General features: G+C 37.0%; 22 protein-coding genes and 1 riboswitch. Of the genes, 15 read left to right on the top strand and 7 right to left on the bottom strand.

Annotation, left to right across the window (positions count from 1 at the left end; translation table 11 throughout):
• Positions 1-19 precede the first annotated feature (19 nt).
• Entirely contained in the window at positions 20-604 is a 585-nt protein-coding gene (locus VK91_RS18160) for a DUF305 domain-containing protein (RefSeq protein ID WP_004225628.1), read from the top strand.
• A 281-nt stretch (positions 605-885) separates the two neighbouring features.
• On the top strand, positions 886-2,637 hold the full coding sequence (locus VK91_RS18155; protein WP_004225627.1) for a methyl-accepting chemotaxis protein: 1,752 nt from the start codon (positions 886-888) through the stop codon (positions 2,635-2,637).
• A gap of 40 nt (positions 2,638-2,677) precedes the next feature.
• Here the strand turns inward: VK91_RS18155 and VK91_RS18150 are convergent, their stop codons facing one another.
• Positions 2,678-3,271, bottom strand: coding sequence for a metallophosphoesterase (locus tag VK91_RS18150; RefSeq protein ID WP_048394823.1), 594 nt, complete (start codon positions 3,269-3,271; stop codon positions 2,678-2,680).
• A 244-nt stretch (positions 3,272-3,515) separates the two neighbouring features.
• On the opposite strand from VK91_RS18150, the gene VK91_RS18145 reads away from it, so the two are divergent.
• The 9 genes from VK91_RS18145 to VK91_RS18105 all read left to right on the top strand — a co-directional run bounded on the left by VK91_RS18145 (position 3,516) and on the right by VK91_RS18105 (position 16,102).
• Positions 3,516-5,012: a class I adenylate-forming enzyme family protein gene (locus VK91_RS18145; RefSeq protein WP_048394822.1), complete on the top strand. Its 1,497-nt coding sequence runs from the start codon at positions 3,516-3,518 to the stop codon at positions 5,010-5,012.
• Between the two features lie 117 nt (positions 5,013-5,129).
• Complete coding sequence (locus tag VK91_RS18140; RefSeq protein ID WP_231595727.1) at positions 5,130-6,212, top strand: C39 family peptidase; 1,083 nt, start codon at positions 5,130-5,132, stop codon at positions 6,210-6,212.
• Positions 6,213-6,267: 55 nt separating this feature from the next.
• Positions 6,268-7,500, top strand: coding sequence for a hypothetical protein (locus VK91_RS18135; RefSeq protein ID WP_048394820.1), 1,233 nt, complete (start codon positions 6,268-6,270; stop codon positions 7,498-7,500).
• Positions 7,497-8,198 carry an aspartate/glutamate racemase family protein gene (locus tag VK91_RS18130; protein WP_048394818.1) on the top strand — a complete coding sequence of 234 codons (702 nt, stop codon included), beginning with the start codon at positions 7,497-7,499 and terminating at the stop codon, positions 8,196-8,198. The genes VK91_RS18135 and VK91_RS18130 overlap by 4 nt, the downstream gene beginning before the upstream one ends.
• A 215-nt stretch (positions 8,199-8,413) precedes the next feature.
• On the top strand, positions 8,414-9,562 hold the full coding sequence (locus VK91_RS18125; RefSeq protein ID WP_004225614.1) for a DEAD/DEAH box helicase: 1,149 nt from the start codon (positions 8,414-8,416) through the stop codon (positions 9,560-9,562).
• 1 nt (position 9,563) lies between these two features.
• Entirely contained in the window at positions 9,564-10,793 is a 1,230-nt protein-coding gene (locus tag VK91_RS18120; protein WP_004225611.1) for an aminopeptidase, read from the top strand.
• 31 nt (positions 10,794-10,824) lie between these two features.
• Positions 10,825-11,727, top strand: a complete 903-nt coding sequence (locus VK91_RS18115) for a GDSL-type esterase/lipase family protein (protein WP_048394816.1) — start codon at positions 10,825-10,827, stop codon at positions 11,725-11,727.
• A 140-nt stretch (positions 11,728-11,867) separates the two neighbouring features.
• Positions 11,868-13,025 carry an exonuclease SbcCD subunit D gene (locus VK91_RS18110; protein WP_048394814.1) on the top strand — a complete coding sequence of 386 codons (1,158 nt, stop codon included), beginning with the start codon at positions 11,868-11,870 and terminating at the stop codon, positions 13,023-13,025.
• Complete coding sequence (locus VK91_RS18105; RefSeq protein WP_048394812.1) at positions 13,022-16,102, top strand: AAA family ATPase; 3,081 nt, start codon at positions 13,022-13,024, stop codon at positions 16,100-16,102. The genes VK91_RS18110 and VK91_RS18105 overlap by 4 nt, the downstream gene beginning before the upstream one ends.
• A 37-nt stretch (positions 16,103-16,139) precedes the next feature.
• On the opposite strand, the gene VK91_RS23255 is transcribed toward VK91_RS18105, so the two are convergent.
• Both VK91_RS23255 and VK91_RS18100 read right to left on the bottom strand, forming a co-directional pair.
• Positions 16,140-16,262, bottom strand: coding sequence for a hypothetical protein (locus VK91_RS23255; protein WP_004225603.1), 123 nt, complete (start codon positions 16,260-16,262; stop codon positions 16,140-16,142).
• 55 nt (positions 16,263-16,317) lie between these two features.
• Positions 16,318-16,641, bottom strand: coding sequence for a DUF4870 domain-containing protein (locus tag VK91_RS18100; RefSeq protein ID WP_048394810.1), 324 nt, complete (start codon positions 16,639-16,641; stop codon positions 16,318-16,320).
• A 125-nt stretch (positions 16,642-16,766) separates the two neighbouring features.
• Positions 16,767-16,874, top strand: a riboswitch (TPP riboswitch).
• Between the two features lie 133 nt (positions 16,875-17,007).
• On the opposite strand from VK91_RS18100, the gene thiT reads away from it, so the two are divergent.
• Positions 17,008-17,568, top strand: a complete 561-nt coding sequence (thiT, locus tag VK91_RS18095; protein WP_036076950.1) for an energy-coupled thiamine transporter ThiT — start codon at positions 17,008-17,010, stop codon at positions 17,566-17,568.
• 162 nt (positions 17,569-17,730) lie between these two features.
• Entirely contained in the window at positions 17,731-18,486 is a 756-nt protein-coding gene (gene map, locus VK91_RS18090) for a type I methionyl aminopeptidase (RefSeq protein WP_048394807.1), read from the top strand.
• Between the two features lie 29 nt (positions 18,487-18,515).
• Here the strand turns inward: map and VK91_RS18085 are convergent, their stop codons facing one another.
• Entirely contained in the window at positions 18,516-19,229 is a 714-nt protein-coding gene (locus VK91_RS18085; protein WP_048394805.1) for a hypothetical protein, read from the bottom strand.
• A gap of 199 nt (positions 19,230-19,428) precedes the next feature.
• Here VK91_RS18085 and VK91_RS18080 point away from each other — a divergent pair, with 199 nt between their 5' ends.
• Positions 19,429-20,253, top strand: a complete 825-nt coding sequence (locus VK91_RS18080) for a polyphosphate kinase 2 family protein (protein WP_048394803.1) — start codon at positions 19,429-19,431, stop codon at positions 20,251-20,253.
• 160 nt (positions 20,254-20,413) lie between these two features.
• The gene (locus VK91_RS18075; protein ID WP_048394801.1) at positions 20,414-21,001 is read left to right on the top strand and encodes a GNAT family N-acetyltransferase; all 588 of its coding nucleotides are present in this window, start codon (positions 20,414-20,416) and stop codon (positions 20,999-21,001) included.
• A 72-nt stretch (positions 21,002-21,073) separates the two neighbouring features.
• On the opposite strand, the gene VK91_RS18070 is transcribed toward VK91_RS18075, so the two are convergent.
• From VK91_RS18070 to VK91_RS18065, 3 genes are all read right to left on the bottom strand, one after another.
• Complete coding sequence (locus tag VK91_RS18070) at positions 21,074-21,637, bottom strand: carbonic anhydrase (RefSeq protein ID WP_004225593.1); 564 nt, start codon at positions 21,635-21,637, stop codon at positions 21,074-21,076.
• 180 nt (positions 21,638-21,817) lie between these two features.
• Positions 21,818-21,952: a hypothetical protein gene (locus VK91_RS23250; RefSeq protein WP_004225590.1), complete on the bottom strand. Its 135-nt coding sequence runs from the start codon at positions 21,950-21,952 to the stop codon at positions 21,818-21,820.
• A 140-nt stretch (positions 21,953-22,092) separates the two neighbouring features.
• Positions 22,093-23,334 carry an aminopeptidase gene (locus tag VK91_RS18065; protein ID WP_048394800.1) on the bottom strand — a complete coding sequence of 414 codons (1,242 nt, stop codon included), beginning with the start codon at positions 23,332-23,334 and terminating at the stop codon, positions 22,093-22,095.
• Between the last annotated feature and the right edge of the window lie 159 nt (positions 23,335-23,493).

The raw sequence follows: 23,493 nt of genomic DNA, 5'->3' as shown, positions 1-23,493 counted from the left end.
TCTGAAAGGAGTGTGTCTAATGGCTAAACCAATTGAACTCAGTAATGTGACAAAGGCATATTTAGAGGAATATCAGCGAATCCTCAAAAAAATGATGCAGGGTATGACCTATGTAACCATTACTTGTAGTATCTCAGAAAATTTTATTAAGCAAATCATCCCTCATCAAGTTGCAGCAATACAAATGTCTGAAAATGTTTTACGTTATACAACGAATATACCTGTGCAAAATCTCGCCTTAGAAATCATTCGCACACATACAGAAATGGTTGAGAGTCTTGAAGCGATACAAAATCGATGTTGTGTCGTACAAAATTCAGAGTATGAATTATACGAGTATATGTGTGCTTACAAAGAAATTACAGAAGCTATGTTCAATGCAATGTGTGCTCCACCAGTCTCTAATAGCATTAATATCAATTATCTTCGGGAAATGATTGTCCATCATCAGGGTGGTATACGACTGGCACAAAATGTGCTTAGATTCTGCATCTGTCAAGAGTTAATTCCAATCCTACGTTGCATGATTCAAACGCTGTGTGAGCAACTAGAAGCCATGGAAAAGCTACTGGATAGTTTACAAAATTGCGATTGCGAGTGCTAGCACTAACGAGAAGTTTATATGGGAAGAAGGCGCTAAATCAATCAGGATTTTAGCGCTTTTTCTGCGTAAAGACAGTGTTTAACTAAGAAAATAAGAAATTGTCAATAAAGTGGACGAAAAAATAATAAAGTGTAAAGAATTAAATGAGAATCTATTTTTGTCATTCTATTGTTGGTAAAATATATATGTTTTATTAGTTGAAGGTAATGAAGAGAAATCTATAATTGGCTTTAAAATATTGGTAATTTTAATTTACTTGAATACAACTAGGAGTGGGAGCTATGTTCAAAAGGAAGAAGATTAATCAAAGTTATGATTATTTTTCGGCTACGAAAAATTCAGACATCGAAACAAATGAACGCTTTAAAGAAAAATTGGATTTCCTTGCTTTATCTAGAATTAGAAGAGAATCTGTTGGGTTTTTACGTAAAATTTATGAGAATAATCGACAGCATATACTCGATAATTTTTATGCTCGTCTACTGGAAATCCCAGAGTTTAATCATGTCATCAATACACATTCGACAGTAGAGCGCTTAAAAGGATTATTTGATACACATTTTATTAGCTTATTTGATGATGAATTAGATTTAGATTATGTCTTTAAGCGTCGTAAAATTGCTTATGTTCATGCAAGAATTGGTGTACTACCGAATTGGATGATATCTGCCTATACACTGATTAATCAATTAATCATTCCACTTATTGTCAAAGAACTATCTCGTGATGAAGAAAAAATGCTGGATGTTTTATTGTCTTACGATAGCTTAGTAACAATTGATCAACAAATTATTTTGGAGACCTATATTGAAATTCAAGCAGGATCTGTAGTAAATGGATTAGGTGAAATAATTACTTATAATACACAGTTAGACACCATTAAGGAACTGATTGAATTTCAGGAGATTCAGCAACAGGAGATTGTTGCAGCAGATCAATTAATGCATGAGTTAGACGAAAGTATTGAAGAAATTGCCACATCAGTGGGTGATATTTCAGAGCAAACAAAGCATGCCTTTAAAAAATTAAATCAGGATTTGGAATCATTACAACAAGTATCATCTATTTTACAGACAACCGATGAAGGCCATAAATCAATGCAGGAAGATATTAGGCGTTTAGTTGAGCGTGTAAATAGTGTAGCGAAATTAATGGAATTAATAAAAAAAATAGCAGATCAAACAAATTTGTTGGCTTTAAATGCATCAATAGAGGCCGCTCGTGCTGGAGAAGCAGGAAAAGGTTTTGCGGTTGTTGCAGAGGAAGTTCGGAAACTTGCTGATGATACAAGTACATCTGTCAAATCTATACATACAGATATACAGGAGCTACTTCATATTACCCATAATATTAGTTCATTAACGACTCAATTTTCCCAAGATTTACATCAAGGTGTTACAGATACCTTATATATATCACAGACGCTAGCTGAGCTAAATAAAAACTTACAGCAGCAGGGGGCGCGCTTTGAGGAAATAGCTACAACGACAAAGGTACAGGCACAATCTGCTACTACTATTTCTGAACGTAACCATACAATTACAGAGAGCATGCAAAAAAGTAAGGTAATCGTTTTTGATATGGGCTCCGCCATTTATAAATTAAGTAAAATGATTGATGGATACCGATCCACAACAATTTCTAAAAACTTTATTATTAGCCAAGAGGATATTATTGAATTAGCTATTACCGATCACCTATTGTGGAGATGGAAAATCTACAATTTGCTACTAGGCTTTGAAACGATGACGGAGCAGGATGTAGGGTCTCCAAAAGAATCACGCCTTGGCGAATGGTACTACGGCACAGGAAAGAAACTGTTAGGTGATGAGCGTGTCTACGCAGAGTTAGAACAACCATTTATTCACGTGCATGATATAGCAAAAAAAGCAGTGCGTGAGTACAATGTAGGCAATAAAACGGGCGCTGAAAAATACCTGAAAGAAATTACGGATGAATCGTATGTTGTAATTGAAAAATTAAAAGAGTTAAAGGAAATTTTATTGAGTGAGAAAAAGCAATATATTCATTAAAAAATGGAAAGCAAGCTAGTCTACATACTAGCTTGCTCTTTTATAGATTAATAGGTGGAACACACATAAATGTCACTGTACGCTTTTGGCTATCATAAAGACACCATTCACGGTGATTGATAACAGAGCCTACATTCACACCATATTGTTTGTCTTGTAACGCAATTGGTTGCCCGTAGCGAATACGAATCGGCAGCTTTTTTTGTTGATGATAAAGACCTGATTCGTGACTATGCCCGAAGAAAAATAATGGTTTTTGAAAGTGTGGGAAAGTCGGTTGCCAGCTTACATTCCACCTAAATTGATGTCCGTGCATAAGCGTGGCTCCATCAATCTCTATTGTCTCTGGTAAAGCTTTAAAACGTTCAATGCCAGTGACCTGAGTAATACGTTCTTCTTGATTGCCTCGAATAGAGGGGAAGGTTAGCAGTTTTTCAAATTCACTTTCTACTATGGCCGCCTTTTGCAAAGGTAAGCCAGATATGGTTTGTGCCTTTTTCTTACTAACAGTGCATTCATATAAATCCCCTAACCCAATGATTGTTGCTTCCTCTGCTGTTTGTTGAATATGAGCTAGAACAGCTTTAGTGTCTTCTATATTAGAATGTAAATCTCCTAAAAGTGCATAAAGCATTTAAACCCGGCCTTTCCTAATAATAATCGTACAAGTATCATACACCTAATAGAAATTACTAGAAAAGTAAAATGTCTGTGAATATTTCGTTACTTCAGCTACATATTTTGAATGTGTGGAAAAATTGCCAAGAAATACATTGCTTGATAAAATATAATCGTAATTTTCAGAATTTTAAGAAGTTTAATAGTTTCCCATTCTTGTTTATTCAATAATAATAAAATGAAAGTATGGAGGGCTTATAATGACGAAGTTTATGACAGATATTCTGGAAGACTATGCAGGGCAGCAACCAAATGCAATTGCAACATTGTATGATGGAAAGGCAATAAACTATCATGATTTTTACCAACGTGTAGAAAGATTTGCGACTTACTTGCAGGAACAAGATTTTAAAAAGGATGATGTGATTGCCCTATATACGCTCAATTCAGATTTATTTTTAATCGCATATTTAGGTGTCCAATTAGCTGGATTTATTGTGATGCCAATTAACACTAAATTAGCTGCTCCTGAGGTTGATTTTATTTTTAATCATTCACAAGCAAGGGGCTTAATTTTTGATGAAAGATTAACAGAGGTATTAGAGGACGTTTCTTATTCATTCCAACATACAATCGGATTTCAAGAAATGAAAAACATAATTGAATATGATAATCGTGCTAGAAAAATTGTGCAATTAGAGGCTGACGATACGGCAGTGGTCATGTATACGTCGGGAACAACAGGTAAACCCAAAGGCGTCATGCTAACGCATCAGAATATCGTGGCTACAGCAGATATTTGGTCTTCTTCTATGAATATGTCTAGCAAGGACAAAATGTTTATTTGTACGCCTTTGTTTCATTGTGCAGGTCTTCATGTATTTGCTATGCCTATGTTTTATAGAGGGGGAACAGTGGTCATTGAAGAAGCATTTTCACCAACTAAAACGTTAGCTCAAATTGTAGCTACTGAGGCGACAATTTTCTTTGGTGTTCCATCTATGTATACCATTATATTAAATACTCCTGGATTCAAGGAACATAGCTTTAATCATTTACGTTTATTATGTTACGGTGCTGCCCCGATGCCTTATGAGCTTGTAAAGCAAGTGAAAGAAGCATTTCCGAATGTAAAGGTTCAAAATCTTTATGGTCAAACTGAAAATTCACCTGCAGCTACCTCTTTATTAGATACGGATGCATTGACGAAAATTGGCTCAGTTGGAAAACCATTAGCACAGACAGAGGTTTGCGTAGTTAATAGTGAAGGAAAGACCGTACCAGCTGGAGAGGTGGGCGAAATATGCGTAAGAGGACCACAAGTAATGAAGGGCTATTTACGCAATCCAGAGGAAACAGCAAGAGCGATTAGGGATGGCTGGCTGTACTCAGGCGATTTAGGACGCTTTGATGAGGAAGGCTATTTATATATTGTAGATCGAAAAAAAGATATGATTATTCGTGGTGGAGAAAATATTTACCCAATCGAAATAGAAGAAGTTCTATATCAAATGCCGGAAATTTTAGAAGCAGCAGTGGTTGGATTGCCACATGAAGTATATGGAGAAGTACCAAAAGCATTTGTTGTGTTAAAGGAAGGGAAGTCTCTTGATGAAAATTCGATACTATCCTATTGTCAAACACGACTTGCCAAATACAAAGTACCTTATGAAATTGAATTTTTAATAGAATTGCCACGAAATGCCTCTGGGAAGGTACTAAAGCATACATTACGGCCGAAAGTGACAACAATTTAAGACAGTTCAATTATCCTTTGGCATAATTGCTATCCAGATTTTTGGGGTTCACTGTCTTGTGTAACTCGTTATTAGTACAAAAAATAGTTACTAAATCAAGATAAAATAGGAACGGCTATGAAAGTATCGTATAATAGAGTCTACGACAAATTGAATAATGAGAATGGCGAAGGGGCTGCTCTTCGCCTTAGAATAGGAGCGGAATTTGTCTTGTGGACGGGGTATAAACGCTTTTTACTTATTGGCATTTTGATTATTATGTTACTTTCAGGCTGTCAGCCATTTTCTCAGCAAGATGCTGAACAAAAAAATCAATTAACGGTTTTAACAGTAGAATTTAATAGCGGGGCACCTATTCCAAATCTTTTCCTTACGGTTACAGATGTACAAACAGGTGATGTAGTGGAAGAAGCGATTGGTTCAGAAGAGGGAGAAGCTATATTTTCGAAGCTAAAGGCAGGGAGAGAATATGCAATTGCGGCAACGACACTTGAAAATAGTACGACAAATAATGGGTATACAACAATCGAGAATTTCACTTACGATACAACAAAGCCCTATTATCGATTGCAAACACACTTTTTAAGAGACGATCAGGAGTTAGATGTCCCTGTTGTCATGCAAAACCCCGAGCTGCCACATGGCTGTGAAATTACTTCACTTACAGCCGTATTAAATTATTTTGGAATGAATGTGTCAAAACTCGAAATGACTGACAAGTATTTACCAAAGCAAGAAATACGAACAGTAGGCAATCAACGTTTTGGACCAAATCCCAATGAAGCTTTTGCAGGTAATCCTCGTGATAAAGCTCGTGGCATGTATGTTTTTGCTGCTCCAATTGTCAAAGCAGCTGAGGCAGTTATTACAGATAAACAAGCTGACTTACATGTCAAAAATATGAGTAACGCCTCACAGGATGACATTTTACAGCTTGTGCGTGAAGGTATTCCTGTCGTGACATGGGTAACGCTAGATTTATCAAAGCCTAAACGAAAAGCAGAAAGAGGCTGGATTTATACAGGGGAAACGACTCGACATGATGCTTTTATGAACTTACATGCAGTCGTCTTAACGGGACATTTAGGTGATAAGGTAGTCGTAATGGATCCTTTAAAAGGGTATGTTACTTACAATGTCGATCAATTTTTCAAAAGTTATCAGGAATTAGGCAAACAAGCTGTAGCTGTTCATAAATAAGCTATAAATCATTAGTATGTTACACTAATAAAAAAGTAAAAGTGAGTTGAGTAGAATGGCCATTGAGCACGTTTTTTTACCTGTTTTACTTGGAGATGAAATGAATGCTTATGGCATGGCCCGAGCATTTTACGAAGCCTATGGTGTGAAGCCACTTGCACTAAACCATACGAACATGGAAAAAATTCAACAAAGTGATTTATGGACTTTTCGTGAGATACCGCGACTTCATATCGAAGAAAGATTTGTGACCGCCCTAAAAGCCATAGCGGAGGAGTTCCGAGACAAAAAATTACTGCTATTAGCCTGTGATGAATTTTATGTCAAAAGAATCGTAGAACACAAAGAAGAGTTAGCAGAGAATTTTCTAGTTCCCTATGTAGACGCCACACTTGCGCATCAACTTTTAACTCGTGAAAGCATGTATGAGCTATGTGCACAATTTGGTTTTCAATACCCTGCTACACATGTATGCACGGTGAATGATTATGAAGATTACAACATGCCGTTTGATTATCCAGTTGTCATTAAGCCCATGAATATGACAAAATATGCTAATTGTATTTTTCCTGGTAAGAAAAAAGTATATATTGCATATGATAAGGACGAAAAGGACAGTATATTACGTGCTATCTATAAAGAATCAGCTTATCGTGATGATCTGATGATTCAACAATATATACCAGGTGAAGACGCTAACATGCGTGTTGTTAATGCATATATAGGACAAGATGGGAAGGCAAAACTTCTTGCCGTAGGAAACCCTATTTTAGAAGAGCATTCTCCAGAAGGGATAGGACGTTATGTAGCGATTATGACAACCTATCATCAGGAATTAATGGATAATGTTAAGCTATTCCTTGAAGCGATACAATTTCAAGGCTTTGCCACATTTGATATGAAATATGATGATCGTGATGGTCAATATAAATTGTTGAGTATTGAATTACATAATGAACTTTCCAATTATTATGTGACGGCCAGTGGCTTTAATTTAATGCAGTATGTAGCGAACGATTATGTTCGAGGAAGTAAACAACAACTAACATATGTGAGGAACAAGCATCTTTGGACAATTGTACCGAATGGTGTGCTGTTCAAATATGTGCAAAATGAACAACTAGTAATGGAGGCGAAAAGTTTAATTCGTCAAGGTATGGCTACAGATTCTATTTTTAATTATAAGGATATGAATGCAAAACGTTGGTTGAATGTCACGCTTGATAATTTAAGCTTTTATCGTAGCTATAAGAAATATTTTAATAACAAAGGTATGTCTAACACATGAAAAAACAAACTTTAGGTATAATTGGTGGCGTTGGTCCACTTGCAACAATGTTTATAGGAGAAATGATTGTAAGACGTACGAAAGCACAAAAAGATCAGGATCATTTACATACCATTATTGATAATGATACAAATATTCCTGACCGTACGGCCTTTATTTTAGATAATACAAAGGACAATCCAGTTCCAGTCATTATTGAGGATGCAAAAAAACTAGCTTCGGTAGGAGCAGACATAATAGCGATCCCATGTAATACGGCGCATACGTTTTATCAAGAAATTGAAGAGGGTTCTCCTATACCTATCTTGCATATGATTCGCGAAACAGCGAAGCGTGCTGCTGATTTAGGAGCAAAGCGAGTAGGTATTTTAGCAACAACAGGCACGTTAACATCACGGATGTATCAGGAAGCACTTGAGGAGTTTGGTATTACACCAGTTGTTCCAGATAATGAAATGAGATCCTATGTGATGTCGATCATTTATGATTATGTCAAGGCTGGGAAGGATGTTACGCTAGAAGATTGGCAACCGATAGAAGAGGCGATGCTAGCACTAAATTGTGATCGAATTGTATTAGGTTGTACAGAGCTATCTGTTGTAAACAGAGATTTAAAGCTAAGTGACATTTATATTGATTCATTAATCGTTTTAGCTGAATGTGCCATTTTAGCTTGTGGTTATGAATTAGTCGATTAGTTGAATTGAAAAGAATCTGCTTGCTTTTCACGGGTAAGCTACAATTCTTGAAAGAGTTGTGGACAGGCTTACTTTCCGTGTTGAGTGAAGCAGATTTTTTATGAAAGGAAGCAATGTTCTCTTGAAACGATTAGAAAATTGCTTACGTACATATAAAGTAGGAACCTACGGAGTGTGTTAAACTAGTGTCAAGTAGATAGAAGGTGGGAAATAACATGTCAGTCATAAATTTATTAAAAGAAGAACTACAAGCAAAATGGAACTTTGAAACACCCATGAAAATTCAAGATGAAATGATACCAGCTATGCTTGAAGGCAAAGATATTGTGGCGGAATCACCAACAGGATCAGGTAAAACGTTAGCATATGTCTTACCATTATTAAATAAAGTGAATGGGGCAAAAAAGCAAACACAAGGACTGATCGTAGCTCCCTCGCAAGAGCTCGCTATGCAAATCGTAGAAGTTATTCGTGAGTGGACAGCTGGAACAGACATTACTGTTCAACAGCTGATTGGTGGTGCCAATTCTGCTCGTCAAATTGAAAAGTTGAAGAAAAAGCCAACGATTGTTGTTGGCACACCTGGTCGTTTAAACGAATTAGCACGAGCAGGAAAATTAAAACTCAAAGAAGTCGAAACAGTTATTTTAGATGAATGTGATCAATTACTAAGTCGTGAATACCGTGTTGTTATCAAATCCTTTATCGAAGGTTCTGCCTATGGCCGACAAGTTGTTGTTGTGTCGGCTACGATTACAGAGGAAATTGAATTAGTGGCAAGTCGTATGATGTTTGAGCCACTGCGTTTTAAAATTAAGCCTGAGGACATGTTAAAGGTCGGTAAAGTTGTCCATTCTTTTGTGAAGGTAGAAGAACGTGATAAAACGGATTTCCTGCGCCGACTTTCCCATACAGAGGGTTTAAGAGCGTTGGCTTTTGTTAATAATATCGATCAATTATTAATGAAGGAAACAAAACTACAATACCGTTCAGCACCGATTGTCACGCTCCATTCTGATATGAAGAAAGAAGAACGTAAAAAAGCGTTAGATGCATTCCGTAAAGGAGATGCGCGTATTTTAATTGCAACAGATATTGCAGCTCGTGGTTTAGATATTGCTGGTTTAACACATGTTATTCATGTTGATGTCCCACGAACTATTGAACAGTATTTGCATCGTTCTGGTCGTACTGGGCGTGCTGGAGCTGATGGTGAAGTATTAACCTTATTATCTTATCGTGATGAAAAAACCTATAAAAAATGGACAAGGGAAATTCCGGGCAAGCCTGTGCAAAAAATATGGCATGATGGCGAGCTGATTGAAGGTAATTCTAAAACAATTGGACAGAAGCGAGGGAAATAGTATGACATTTGAAGAGAAATTACAGGCATATGCAGAGCTTGCAGTAAAAGTGGGGGTGAATATCCAACCAGGCCAGTACTTATTAGTCAATACATCTGTGGATGCTTTAGATTTTGCCCGTTTAGTTGTAAAAGAGGCTTACAAGGCTGGGGCAGGCCGTGTTCATGTAAACTTTTCCGATGATGAATTGGATCGTGCTTATTTTGAGCATGCATCCGATGAGGAATTTAATCGCTTCCCTGAATGGGTTGTGAAAATGCGTGATGAACTGATTGAACGTAAAGGAGCTCTATTATGGATTGATGCAGCAGATCCTGATAAGCTAACAGGAATTCCAGCAGACAGACTAGCAACACATCAAAAAGTATCAGGGGCAGCATTGAAAAACTATCGCAATGCAGTCATGAAGGATTTAATTGCTTGGTCCATCGTAGCAGTTCCTTCAGCTAAATGGGCAGCAAAGGTTTTCCCTCAATTAACAGAGGAGCAGCAAGTACCTGCATTATGGGAAGCTATCTTTAAAACGGTTCATATTGGAGAAGGCAATGCCGTTGATAATTGGCGTCAGCATGTAGCTAATTTAGAATCTCGTGCACAGCTTTTAAATAATAAAAAGTATGCAAAGCTTCACTATACAGCACCTGGTACAGATTTAACAATCGCTTTAGCACCACAACATAAATGGCTAACTGGTGGTAGTAAAACACCAGAAGATAATGTCTTTGTGGCCAATATGCCAACAGAAGAAGTTTATACACTGCCAATGAAACAAGGTGTAAACGGTTATGTTAGTAATACGAAGCCATTAGTCTATCAGGGCAATATCATCGATGGCTTTAAATTAACATTTGAAGAGGGCAAAATTATTAAGGCAGAGGCAGAAGTAGGACATGATTTATTGCAAGAGCTTATTCAAGTGGATGAAGGCTCAAGCTACTTAGGTGAAGTAGCACTTGTCCCTCACGAGTCACCAATTTCAGCGTCGGAAATTTTATATTTTAATACGCTGTTTGATGAAAATGCTTCAAACCATTTAGCTATTGGTGAGGCATATCCGACTTGCTTAGAGGGTGGTAGAGACCTAGAAAACGGTCAACTTGAAGCATTGGGTGCCAATATTTCTGTGACACACGAAGACTTCATGATTGGCAGTGGTGAAATGGACATCGATGGTATTTTACCAGATGGTACGGTTGAGCCAATTTTCCGCAAGGGTAGCTGGGCATTTTAAATTTTTAGTCAATAAGAAAAGAGGGAAGCAGATGAAACGATTTTGTAGCTTGATAGGTATGACAATAGTATTCATGACAATTTGGGTTTCATCTGCTTTTGCTCAAACAGAAACCTATGTGGCTATTGGCGATTCCTTAGCAGCAGGTCAAACACCCTACAAAGAAATTGATGTAGGGTATAGTGATTTGATTGCCATGAAATTAAGTTCGATTGGTCAATTATCATTTTATACAAAAGAACTTGCTTTTCCTGGCTTTACTACGACAGATGTATTAGAACGAATACGATCTGAGGAAGCGCAAAATTTATTAGCAAATGCGACGCTTATTACAGTTTCGGCAGGGGCTAATGATTTATTACGTCTTGTCCAGGTAAACCCAAATGCAGGGACCTTAGCTTTTTCACAGCTTCAGGCAGATTACGCTTTAAATTTGGCAAGAAAAAATATGCTATCGATTTTGGATGAATTAGAAGAACGTGCGCCTAAAGCAAAAATCTATGTTATAGGGTATTATTTTGCTTATCCAACAGTTCATCCGACGCAAAAAGAAGGAACCAATGCCCAGCTAGTTAGATTAAATACGATTTTACAACAACAAGCAGAGATAGCTGGCGCAGCTTATATAAATGTCTATGATGCCTTTGAATTGAATGCAACCAACTACTTACCAAATAGTGCTGATGTTCATCCAAATATTGAAGGCTATCGACAAATGGCTAACTCATTTTTACAAGTTTATAGTGGTAGTGATGCTTTAAACATCTCTTCAGCAGAATTGCCAAAGCCAAATCCCAAGTCATTTGAGGAAATCCTAAAGCAACAATCATCAGCGAAACCTCAGAAGCAAAATGTGACACAACATCAATCTCCTCGTATGACTTACGTAATTCAGGGATTCCCGGGATATAAGGCATTTATCAAATATATCTAAATAGCAGGTATCTAAGGCATCTTACTTATAAGATGCTTTTTTCTATGAAAACCAATTTTGGCTAGAACTACTAAACCTTTAGTGTTCACTAGATTGGGAATAGTCATGCTAAAATATAGAGAAGACTAGGAGGTACTAGAATGAAAATATTTCATACAGCAGATTGGCATTTAGGAAAGCTTGTTCAAGGTGTCTATATGACAGAAGATCAACATTATATTCTTCAACAATTTATACAAGCGATTGATGAGGAAAAACCAGATGTAATTATCATCGCAGGTGATTTATATGATCGTTCGATGCCTCCTATTGAGGCAGTTAATTTACTAAATGATGTATTAGCGAAAACAGTATTAGAGAAGAAGATTCCTGTTCTAGCAGTGGCGGGAAATCATGATAGTGCAGGTCGTTTAAATTTTGGTAGCCGTTTAATGAGTGATAGTGGTTTATATATTAAGGGCCAATTTACAAAAAATCATGCCCCTATTGTTTTGAATGATCAACATGGGGAAGTACATTTTCACCTAGTGCCCTATGCAGAGCCAGCTGCTATTCGCAACATCTTTGAAGATGAATCAATCCGTTCTCATCAAGACGCCATGCAAAAAATTATTGAGTATATCACGGAAGACATGGACACAAGTAAGCGTCATGTTTTTGTTGGACATGCCTTTGTGACGAAGTATGGTGAGGAGGAAGCAAATACTAGTGATTCCGAGCGACCCCTTTCCATTGGAGGCTCAGATTGTGTGAATGCAGCTTTATTCAAACCTTTTCACTATACGGCGCTTGGGCACTTACATAAGGCACATTTTGTTTTAAACGAAACCATACGCTATGCAGGCTCTATCTTAAAGTACTCGTTATCTGAGCATTTACATGAGAAAGGATTTTTAATCATTGAATTAGATGAGCAAGGTAACACCACAGTAAGTAAAAGAAAGCTTGTGCCAAGAAGAGATCTACGAGTAGTAGAAGGTCAATTAGAGGAGTTATTAACGCTCACACCAAGTGAGGATTATGTATTTGTTAGATTGACGGATAAAATATCTGTGACTTCACCGATGGAACGTATTCGTAGTGTATTTCCGCACGCTATGCAAGTGGAGCGGAAGGTACTAAGACAAGATATGCCACGTGAACTACAAGTAGTAGAAGCTGAAAAACTAGAAGATATTGATTTATTCCGTTCATTCTTCACCAATATTATTGGCATTCAGCCTGATGAAGATACGGAACGCCTATTCACAGAGATGTTACAGGAGTTATTAGATGAGGAGCGAGAGACTGTAAAATGAAGCCTTTAAAGTTAACAATTACAGCGTTTGGTCCATATAAAGACACGGAAGTAATTGATTTTCAAGAGCTAGGGGAGCATCGATTATTTGCCATTTCTGGAAAAACTGGTGCTGGTAAAACAACCATTTTCGATGCTATTTGCTATGCTCTTTACGGATCAGGTAGTGGGGAGGACCGGCAGGATACAGCTTTACTAAGAAGCGGCTTTGCACATGATGAAGTTTATACAGCTGTAGAACTCGTCTTTGAAATGCATGGAAAAGTCTATCAAATAGTACGACAGCCAGGTCATATTAAAGAAAAAAATAAAACGGTTACTGGAAAGAAAATAGAGCTAGCAGAAGTAAAAGACGGAAAGCTAGATTATAGCATTGTAGAGAAACAGCAAACGCTTGAAGTCGATAAGAAAGTGCAGGAAATCATAGGTCTCACAAAAGATCAATTTAGCCAAATTGTCATGCTACCTCAAGGTGAATTTAGAAAACTATTAACCTCTGATTCAACAAATAAAGAAGTAATTTTACGGAAAATCTTTAAAACAGATCGTTTCGGTGTCATGGCGAAAAAGCTTGATGCCAAGCGTAAAGAAGCAGAAAGTGATCTTGAGCGTGCCAAACAATTAAAGGAACATTTACTAGGTCAAATTGTGGGCGCCTTACCACAACGTTCTTCCGCTTTATTTACATTGATTGCTTATAATACCGAAAATTTACATCAACTGACAGAGGCACTTGATGAGGAGCTTAGCTACTATAAGAAATGTGGAGAAGATGAACAGTCATACTATGAAGAAGCATATAGCCTTCATCAAAAAGAGCAGGAATATTATCGCTTAGCAAAAACGCTAAATGAGCAATTTGATGAACAAGCTAATCGACAGCAACGGCTGCAAATGCTTTTACAACAGCAGGATTTATACCAAGCAAAGGAGAAGGAGATTGCTTTAGCAGAACAAGCAGAGCGACTTGTGCTGCTCGAACAACAATGCAAGGATTTACGTGCTGAACTGAATGTTAAAGAGATAGCATTTCAACAAGCAAAGGTTAAGCAACAGCAGTCACAAGAAAAGTTGCAAGAAGCGCAAGAAAAATATGAGATAGAGCAGGCTAAAGAATCTGAACGACAGCAAATCTTACAGCAGGAAATGCAGATGCTAGCGCTTTTACCGAAATTTGAAGCCTATGAAAACAATATACAGCAGCTGCAAATAGCGGAGCAATATGCTGAAAATGCAAAACGAGCAGTAAATGATAACGTCAAACTTTTGGAAAATGAACAAGAGCAATTACAGCATTTTTCTCAATCATTAGAAGGCTATGAAAAACAGGTTGAACCCTATGAAAGCTATTTAGAACAATTACCGAAACTACGGGAACAGGTTGCTTTAATCAAGCAAGCGGATAAATATAAACATGCCGTAGATTTAGCTAAGCAGGATGTAGTTGCTTCAGAAAGTCTCTATCAAGAAAGTAAAGAGGCACTTCAACTTTTGCAGCAACGATGGCTGACGAGTCAAGCTAGTATTTTAGCAGAACAACTGAAGGAAGGAGAACCCTGTCCTGTTTGTGGTAGTATGACACATCAGAAAGCACACAATGAGCAACTGGAAGTTATTGAGCTTGCTCAAGTGGAAGCATTAAGAGCGAAGGCATCATCAGACGAGCGTAAGTATTTAGAGAAAGAGGCATTTTTAGCATCAGCGCAGCAACTTCTTCAAGATACATGGCGACAACTCGAGGCTCAGCATATTAAACAAGAAGACCAACCACAGATCACCGCTACTTTACATGAAGTGGAACAAGAGCTTGCTGCATTAAAAATTATTCAACATCAATTAGCTGATGTGCGATTAAAAATAAAGCATCAGCATGACCGAATAGAGCAGCTACGAAATAAGCATATGAAGCTAGAGCAATATTTAGCAGAGCAGATAAAAGAATGGACAAAATTACAAGCGGTTGTAGACGAACAACTTAAGCAGATGCCCCCTAATTTACCAACTTTACAGCAATTAAAGCAACAACTTAATGAAGTTAGTAAACAGAAAGAAGAGCTTCAAAAAAGTTGGCAAGTGAGTCAAGAAAATTTGCATGCAGCAAAGGAAGCAGCTAGCAATGCAACACTAACTGTAGAAATTGCCAAACAGTCCTTTGAGGAATTACAGCTTAAAATGAATGAAAAGCTTCAGCAATTTTCAGCAGATATGCAAGAAATAGGTTTCGAAAGCTATGAGGCTTATGCAACTGCTAAACGGAGTGCCATACAATTGGATGCACTTCGAAAAGCATGTAGCGACTATGCTTTACAAGTACACACGTTGCAAATTCAGATTACCGAAGGGGCTACATACCTTCAAGGAAAAGAGAAGCAAGATTTAGAGGCGATGGAAGCAAGAGTAGAACAGCATCGAGTTTCCTATGAGGAAGCATTTAAACGTTTACAACAGATCAATGGCTTTATACAAGCATGCCAAGGCTTTAGTAAAAAGGTGGAAGAAATAGCGAAAGAGCTTCATTTACTTGAACAAGAAGCAGGGCGAGTAAAGGAGCTTTATGGATTATTAAATGGACAAAACTCGAAAAAGCTATCCTTTGAGCGTTATATACAAATTAACTACTTAGATCAAATTACAGAAGCTGCCAATATACGTCTGTATCATTTATCAAACGGTCAATTTGAGCTTAGACGTTCAGATAGATTAGAAAAGCATGCGAAGCAAAGTGGCCTTGGTCTTGATGTTTATGATGCTTATACAGATCAATTACGAGATGTCAAAACTTTATCAGGTGGTGAAAAATTTAATGCTTCGTTGAGCCTTGCATTGGGGATGGCAGATGTGATTCAAAGCTACCAAGGTAATATTCATATTGAAACGATGTTTATTGATGAGGGCTTTGGCTCGCTTGATGAGGAATCACTAAATAAAGCAATCGATACATTAATTGATTTGCAGGATTCTGGTCGTATGATTGGCGTTATTTCGCATGTACCTGAATTGAAATCTGCGATGCCAGCAGTTTTACATGTGGAAAAAACATTAAATGGCCATAGTCAAACCCATTTTGAAGTGAAATAAAACGAAGGCGTATTTCTAAAAGGAATACGCCTTCGTTTTATTTTTTTCGAGTTGTGGTTGTAGGCGTTGTGCCCTTTTTTGCAGCCATTACTTTTTTTACGATAGGAATAACAATAGGTGCTAACTTAACGGCAGTTTTTACAACGTTTGATACTTTCATCCCAAAACAGCTCCTTTTACAATTACTACTACCTGTTTCACTTAAAAATAAAACATTAACGGATAACACGAACAGCCTGAATTATATTCCAAATCACAATACCGAGTGAGACGAGAGCATAGATGGCGAATGAAGCAAACCAAATAATCATCACTGTCTTGTTACTGGAGGTTGGATCTAAACTAAATGTAGAAAAAACAAAGACAATAAAGAATAGAATGCCAAAAACAAAGGGTATTAAATGAGAGACAAGTGCACGAATCGAATGGCTTTTTACATCACTGTCTTTTGTCACGAAATATACAATTAATGGAACGATAAAAGGGGCGAAGAAAATACTAAGATAACTAAAGGCAGCTAAAATTTTTTGATTCTCCATAGTTGTACCTCCTTTTTAAATATTTACGCATGAAAAACAGCAAAGTTTCAAAAAAATGATGTATGGAAGGTTGTAATCCTTCAATCCTTTGCGTACAATGAGAGTGTTCAAATAAATTCAGATGTAACGACCACAAGGGGAGCTGATGATGTCAGCTGAGACTGGGCACGTAATGCCTTGACTCTTCGAACCTGTAAGTTAACGCTTGCGTAGGGATGTGGATAGAAACCGACACTTGTACGATGTGAGGCTCTGTCCTGACATCGTTTTTTCGTCCTTAAAGGAAAAAGGTGTCAGAAAGAGACATATCAGCGCTTTTCTATTCCTGCTCTTGTATCCTACATCGGAACAAAGGAGAGAATATGTATGGACAAAAAAAGACTATTAATGCTAGTGGAGATTGCGATTTTTGCAGCGATAGGTCTCGTACTGGATCAGGTTTCCTTTAAAGTATGGGCACAAGGCGGCTCAGTTAGTCTTGTTATGGTACCGATTATGTTAATAGCATTTCGCTGGGGCTTAGTAGCTGGTCTTACTACGGGACTACTTGTGGGTGTTATGCAAACAATGTTTGGTTCTTATATCGTGCACTGGCTACAAGGATTACTAGATTATGGCGTTGCTTTTACTGTTGTAGGATTAGCGGCGGTTGTACGTGGACCAGTGTTAGACGCTGCTAAACATATGAACAAAACAAAAATGGCACTTTATATAATCATAGGTACCGTTTTCGCAGGCTTCTTACGATACACAGCACATACAATCGCTGGTGCTGTATTTTTTGCCGAATATGCGGGTGACCAAAATGCATGGATCTATTCCATCATCTACAATGGTACATATATGCTACCAGCAACCATTTTAACGGCTATCGTTGGTGTTCTTTTATTTACAGCCGCTCCCCAATTAATGCAAAGAAAAGCTTAATGCTAGTCCCTTCACATGAGTGGAGGGACTTTTTTGTCGTGAATAACTCTTTTAGCACTTTGCAAAGTAGGAAAGCATACAATATTTAAAGCGTTTATCGTTCTACGCATAAAAAGTTATGTTATATTAAAGAATAGATATTAGATGAAAGGGACGTTATACATGATTGTAAAAACGCAAGAAGAGATTGAAGCTTTTAAAAAAATAGGACGCATTTGTGCTGAAATTCGCGAAGCAATGAAAGCTGCCACAAAACCAGGTGTTACAACACTTGAGCTTGATGAAATTGCTGGTCGCATGTTTGCAGAGGCTGGCGCTATTTCAGGACCAAAGGGAGAATATGATTTTCCAGGGTATACATGTATTAGCGTCAATGAAGAAGTAGCACATGGTATTCCAGGAAAGCGTGTTATTCAAGAGGGAGATATCGTAAATATTGATGTTTCAGGCTCTTTAAATGGCTATTTTGCTGACACAGGTATTTCATTTGTTGTGGGTGATGGCTATGAGGACAAAGAAAAGCTTTGCCGTGTTGCTAAAAGTGCCTTTGATCGAGCAATGACAAAGGTAAAGGCTGGATCTAAATTAAATCAAATTGGCAAAGCTGTTGAGCGCGAGGCAAATGCTAATGGGTTAACTGTTATTATGAATTTAACAGGTCATGGCTTAGGTCAATCTTTACATGATGAACCAAACCATATTTTAAATTATTACGATGCATGGGATACTACTATTATGAAAGAAGGTATGGTCCTTGCGGTTGAGCCATTTATCTCAGCAAATGCAGAACATATCGTAGAAGCAGGTGATGGCTGGACATTCGTGACGCCTGATAAATCACTTGTAGCACAAATCGAACATTCAGTCATTGTAACAAAAGATAAACCAATTATCTTAACGTCATTAGACGAAGAATAGGATGTAATGAAAAAAGCCTGCTAACCAATTTATTTTTGGTAGGCAGGATTTTTTTTAATAAATAAAATGCCAACAAAGAGAACACCGCATAAAAATAAAGCAGCTGTAGTGACAAGTAGCTCATCAAAACCATTATGTATGGCGATTCCAATATAAGCCCAAATAAAAACACTTGGATACATAACATCAAAGTGATGGAAACGGATATGTAGCGCAATGGCTCCTCCTAAAGTAAGTAAAATCACTGCCCAAAGAGGCGTACTAAGACCAAAGCCGTTCCAACCATAAGCCGTTAACGTAAAGCTTGTATTTGTGATAAAAATAAATGTCATCCATGCTAAATAAATAGAGAAAGGAATACGACCAAACAAGGATTTGTCCTGAAGAGGGTACGTATTATACAACATAAACAAATACAAGACTAAGAGTAATGTAATGCCAAGAGAAACAATAAATAACTCATGGTGCCAGACATATATCGTCAATGCTTGTAATATATTTATGCAACTAAAAAGCGCAGACTGTTTCAAAGTTGTCTTTTTCATGTTCATAACTAACCAATAACCGAGTAAAAAATAAATGATAATCCAAATTACATGACTTACACTAACTGGTGCAAATACAACAGAAAAACGATTAGCGATTTCTAGCGAAGATTGACCGTTGATGTTCACGAAAAAGGATGAAAAGGTTAGGATGATTGAGACAAGATAAGAGATTGTCATCAAGATAAACCGAGGCATGTTTTCCTCTCCCTTCGTGTTAGATTGTATAGGGAAAAGACAAATAAGTATAGTACTGTCACTTTTTTTATTATAACGGAAATTTCCAACAATGTATCGTGTTGTTTTACTATTAATACCTACAATTTACCATGTCTGATAGGCATCCATATATTTCTTTAGTACAATAAGAATAGCCAAATAAAAGGAGTGAAGTTTCATGACACAAAATTTGAAAAATCTAGATCTAACTGTTGAACTAGACAAAAAGATGTATAAAAAGAAATTAAAAGTACTCCAATATGAAATGTTGAACGCACAACAATTTTTATTAAAAAACAAGATTGGCTTGATCTTGGTATTTGAAGGAATGGATGCAGCTGGTAAAGGTGGCGCTATTAAACGATTAATCGAACGTGTCGATCCCCGCGGTTATGTTGTACATCCTATTTCTGCTCCTCAAGCTCATGAATTACGCTACAATTATTTACAACGATTTTGGAGAAAATTGCCTCAACATGGGCAAATCGCTATTTTTGATCGCTCGTGGTATGGCCGCGTACTAGTAGAACGCATCGAAGGATTCGCAACAAAGGATGAATGGTCTCGTGCTTATGAAGAAATTAATAATTTCGAGAAGATTTTAACTGCAGGAGATTACATAATTATTAAGTTCTGGCTTCATGTTTCAGATGAGGAGCAATTAAAACGCTTTAAAGAACGTGAACAAAACCCTTATAAATCTTGGAAGTTAACAGCCGAGGATTGGCGCAATCGAGATAAAACACCTCAGTATATTGAAGCAGCAAATGCGATGTTTGAAAAGACAGATAAAAAAGATGCACCATGGGTCTTAGTCGCTGGAGATGACAAAAAGTATGCACGTGTTCAGGTGCTACAGGAAACTATTGCACACATTGAACGAGAGGCTCAAAGGCGTGGTCTTCATTTAACAAATGTGTTAGACAATACTCAACTAGAGGATGCTGATTCCTCCAGCTTAGAAATAGTAAACGAGAAAAAGAAAGAACAAAAAACTAAATAATTGAATTGTGCTGCTATGACAATAAGACATAAGCTGTTTTGGTTGTAGCAGCCTGTTTTTTTACATACAATGAAATATAAATAGGGTTTGCAATTATGGCTTGTAGCCAATGAAACAAAGAGAAATGTATTGATTTTTATTGGAAGGCTAGTGTGGAGAAATGGTGCTTAAAATTTGGAATCTATTAAGAAAAAAGGGTGGGAATGTGGTAACATTAAAGGGGGAAAAATGCTACATCCGCACATTCCAAGAAAAAGATGCACGAAGTTTAACGGGTCTCGTAAGCCGTAATAAATACTTTTGGTCTATATACGAGCCACTGCAAAGACCTGAATACTATACAGTCGATGCTCAATACAAAAAAATTCAAGAAAGTCTCTATTTAATGGAGTCTAAGCGTGAATTTACTTTTGGTATTTTTGAGCATAGTACAAATAATCTAATAGGGCATATTGCACTTTATGCTGTCAAACGCTTACCGTACTCGAGTGCATTTGTTGGCTATGCGATGGATGAGATTTATGTTGGAAAGGGCATTGTCACAGAAGCTGTGAATATGGTGGTCCGATTTGCATTTGAACAAATTGGTCTACATCGTGTAGAGGCCTACGTATCGACACAAAATAATGCCTCCATGCGTGTATTAGAGAAGGCTGGATTTCAGCAGGAGGGTCTGCTAAGAAAGCTACTGTATATCAATGGTCATTGGGTAGATCACTATATGTATGCACGTTTAGAGGATGAATAGAAAAATAAGTGCCTATCTTCCACATAGAGAGGATAGGCACTTGCTCTTTTATTAATGTATGAAGAAATAATTTTATTGTTTATTTCCATCTTCAATTAAATCTAGATGACCTGTATTTGGATCAATTATTAAACCATGAACAGGTACGTCTTTTACCATTAATGGATGATTACGAATTGTATCGACACTTTTCTTAACACTTGTTGCTACATCACCGAAACCTCGTAAAAATTCTTTCAAATCAAAACCAGAATATTCCAACATTTTGATTGTTTCTGGATCGATGCCTCGTTGTACCATTTCGCTAAGCATGGCGTCAGGATCAACCGCACTCATACCACAGTCATAATGTCCAACAACATACACTTCATCAGCTTGTAGGCCGTAGACAGCAACTAATAAACTACGCATAACTGCACCGAAAGGATGGCTCACTAACGCACCAGCACTTTTCACTATTTTTACATCGCCATTACGCAAATTCATCGCTTTTGGTAAAAGCTCTACAAGACGAGTATCCATACAAGATAAAACAACAATACGTTTATCAGGATATTTCGTAGTGATGAATGGCTCATATTTTTTTTCTTGTACAAACTCTTTGTTAAATTCTAGAATATCTTGTAACATTGTCATGAATATTGCTCCCTTCCTTACAAAAAATATTGTAGAGCAAAATTTTCAATATGCAAACAATAAAGACTTTATTCAGATAATTTTTACAATAAAGGAGCAGTTTCATACGATTTAGTAGATGAAATAACATGTAAGCTATAAAAAAACAGCTACCTATAAATAGTAGCTGTTTTTTACACATTAAAATTTTTCGTTTGGCTTTGGATCTACAGTTACTGAAGACTTGCTATCTAAACCAACTTGTAGGTAGTGGATGAAGAATCCCGTTGAAATTAATAAAACTGCTGAAAAGCCAAGAACAGTTGTAATGAACATTATTAGAGCTCCTCTCTACTTAAATGATCTACTAAAATTCCCTAAAACAATTATACAATAGGTTACTAGGAAAATCTAAGGATAATTTATGACAACCTTAACATACTTAGCCTAGAATACTATTAGTAGGAATGGATTATTTAGAATGCCCAATTTCCATCACGGAATATTGGGTCTATTTGATCATCATGTGTTATTCCATCTATATTCATTTTGGTAGAGCCAATCATAAAGTCTACATGTGTCAAGCTTTGATTAAGACCATACGCGCTTAGTTCCTCAGAAGTCATTTCTTTGCCGCCCTCAATGCAAAAAGCATATGCACTACCAATGGCAAAATGATTGGATGCATTTTCATCAAACAATGTATTGTAAAATAATAGGTCGGATTGTGAAATAGGTGATTGATGTGGTACTAATGCTATTTCACCAAGGTAATGAGCACCTTCATCTGTTTCAATAAGAGAAGCTAAAATTTCTTGGCCTTGCTCTGCCTTGACGTCAATGATTCGACCATCTTTAAATGTTAGTGTGAAATTATCTATAATATTGCCGCCATAGCTTAAAGGCTTAGTGCTTGATACATAACCATTAACACCTGTTTTTAACGGTGCTGTAAAAATCTCTTCAGTAGGCATATTGGCCATAAATGTTTGGCCTTGTGTACTTATACTACTACCCCCTGTCCACACATGGTGTGGAGGCAGCTCAATTGTTAGATCTGTGCCTGGTGCAGTATAGTGTAGTGACTTAAATTGCTTTGCATTTAAATAATCAGCTTTGCTATGTAATTCCTGATCATGTGTATGCCAAGCTTCAACAGGATTTTCAACGTCTATACGTGTGGCTGCAAAGATAGCTTCCCATAATGCATCCATTTGCTGTTCTTCTGGAAGGTGAGGAAAGACCTTTGCTGCCCAAGCTTTAGATGGAGCAGCAATGACAGACCAGCTAAACTTATCTGCTTGTAACCATTGATAATAGTTGGCAAGTGCTTGGCCAGATGCTTTTTGAAATGCCATGATTCTATCACGCTCAATACCTTTTAATAAATCGGGATTTTGTGAGCTAATGCTTAAGAAAGCAGCACCATGTTCAGCTAACCATTCACGTTCCTGCACTTTCCAAGGTGGGAAGAAATCAAATGAGTCTTTTGGTGCCCCTTCATAGCGAGCACGTACAAGTTCATCATCGGATATATCGACAAAAACTTGTTTAGCACCATTTTTATAGGCAATTTTAGTAATTATTTGTGCGAGTTTTAGGTTATCAGTCGAACAGCTTATATAAAGATACTGATCTTTTTGGATATTTACTCCTACTTTCACCGCTAACTCGGCATATTTTAGTAATTTTGTGTCAAACGATAATAACAAAATCATATCCCCTTTCAATTTAAGACAGTTAAGTGTAATATTCTTAATTCAATATAATCAAAAATGGTCGAAATGTGAATAAAAAGCATTAATTACATCGAAAAATATATGAAATACATTTATACTAGGAATATATATATTTAAAATATGGAAAAAAAGACGAAA

Source organism: Lysinibacillus sp. LK3 (assembly GCF_001043675.1).
Taxonomy (GTDB): domain Bacteria; phylum Bacillota; class Bacilli; order Bacillales_A; family Planococcaceae; genus Lysinibacillus; species Lysinibacillus capsici.
The sequence above is the reverse complement of the archived record's forward strand: the minus strand, read 5'-3'. Positions and strand labels throughout refer to the sequence as shown.

Coding starts and splice junctions, on each gene's coding strand:
- VK91_RS18160 (WP_004225628.1), top strand. CDS start 20: ATGGCTAAACCAATTGAACTCAGTAATGTGACAAAGGCATATTTAGAG.
- VK91_RS18155 (WP_004225627.1), top strand. CDS start 886: ATGTTCAAAAGGAAGAAGATTAATCAAAGTTATGATTATTTTTCGGCT.
- VK91_RS18150 (WP_048394823.1), bottom strand. CDS start 3,271: ATGCTTTATGCACTTTTAGGAGATTTACATTCTAATATAGAAGACACT.
- VK91_RS18145 (WP_048394822.1), top strand. CDS start 3,516: ATGACGAAGTTTATGACAGATATTCTGGAAGACTATGCAGGGCAGCAA.
- VK91_RS18140 (WP_231595727.1), top strand. CDS start 5,130: ATGAAAGTATCGTATAATAGAGTCTACGACAAATTGAATAATGAGAAT.
- VK91_RS18135 (WP_048394820.1), top strand. CDS start 6,268: ATGGCCATTGAGCACGTTTTTTTACCTGTTTTACTTGGAGATGAAATG.
- VK91_RS18130 (WP_048394818.1), top strand. CDS start 7,497: ATGAAAAAACAAACTTTAGGTATAATTGGTGGCGTTGGTCCACTTGCA.
- VK91_RS18125 (WP_004225614.1), top strand. CDS start 8,414: ATGTCAGTCATAAATTTATTAAAAGAAGAACTACAAGCAAAATGGAAC.
- VK91_RS18120 (WP_004225611.1), top strand. CDS start 9,564: ATGACATTTGAAGAGAAATTACAGGCATATGCAGAGCTTGCAGTAAAA.
- VK91_RS18115 (WP_048394816.1), top strand. CDS start 10,825: ATGAAACGATTTTGTAGCTTGATAGGTATGACAATAGTATTCATGACA.
- VK91_RS18110 (WP_048394814.1), top strand. CDS start 11,868: ATGAAAATATTTCATACAGCAGATTGGCATTTAGGAAAGCTTGTTCAA.
- VK91_RS18105 (WP_048394812.1), top strand. CDS start 13,022: ATGAAGCCTTTAAAGTTAACAATTACAGCGTTTGGTCCATATAAAGAC.
- VK91_RS23255 (WP_004225603.1), bottom strand. CDS start 16,262: ATGAAAGTATCAAACGTTGTAAAAACTGCCGTTAAGTTAGCACCTATT.
- VK91_RS18100 (WP_048394810.1), bottom strand. CDS start 16,641: ATGGAGAATCAAAAAATTTTAGCTGCCTTTAGTTATCTTAGTATTTTC.
- thiT (WP_036076950.1), top strand. CDS start 17,008: ATGGACAAAAAAAGACTATTAATGCTAGTGGAGATTGCGATTTTTGCA.
- map (WP_048394807.1), top strand. CDS start 17,731: ATGATTGTAAAAACGCAAGAAGAGATTGAAGCTTTTAAAAAAATAGGA.
- VK91_RS18085 (WP_048394805.1), bottom strand. CDS start 19,229: ATGCCTCGGTTTATCTTGATGACAATCTCTTATCTTGTCTCAATCATC.
- VK91_RS18080 (WP_048394803.1), top strand. CDS start 19,429: ATGACACAAAATTTGAAAAATCTAGATCTAACTGTTGAACTAGACAAA.
- VK91_RS18075 (WP_048394801.1), top strand. CDS start 20,414: ATGGTGCTTAAAATTTGGAATCTATTAAGAAAAAAGGGTGGGAATGTG.
- VK91_RS18070 (WP_004225593.1), bottom strand. CDS start 21,637: ATGACAATGTTACAAGATATTCTAGAATTTAACAAAGAGTTTGTACAA.
- VK91_RS23250 (WP_004225590.1), bottom strand. CDS start 21,952: ATGTTCATTACAACTGTTCTTGGCTTTTCAGCAGTTTTATTAATTTCA.
- VK91_RS18065 (WP_048394800.1), bottom strand. CDS start 23,334: ATGATTTTGTTATTATCGTTTGACACAAAATTACTAAAATATGCCGAG.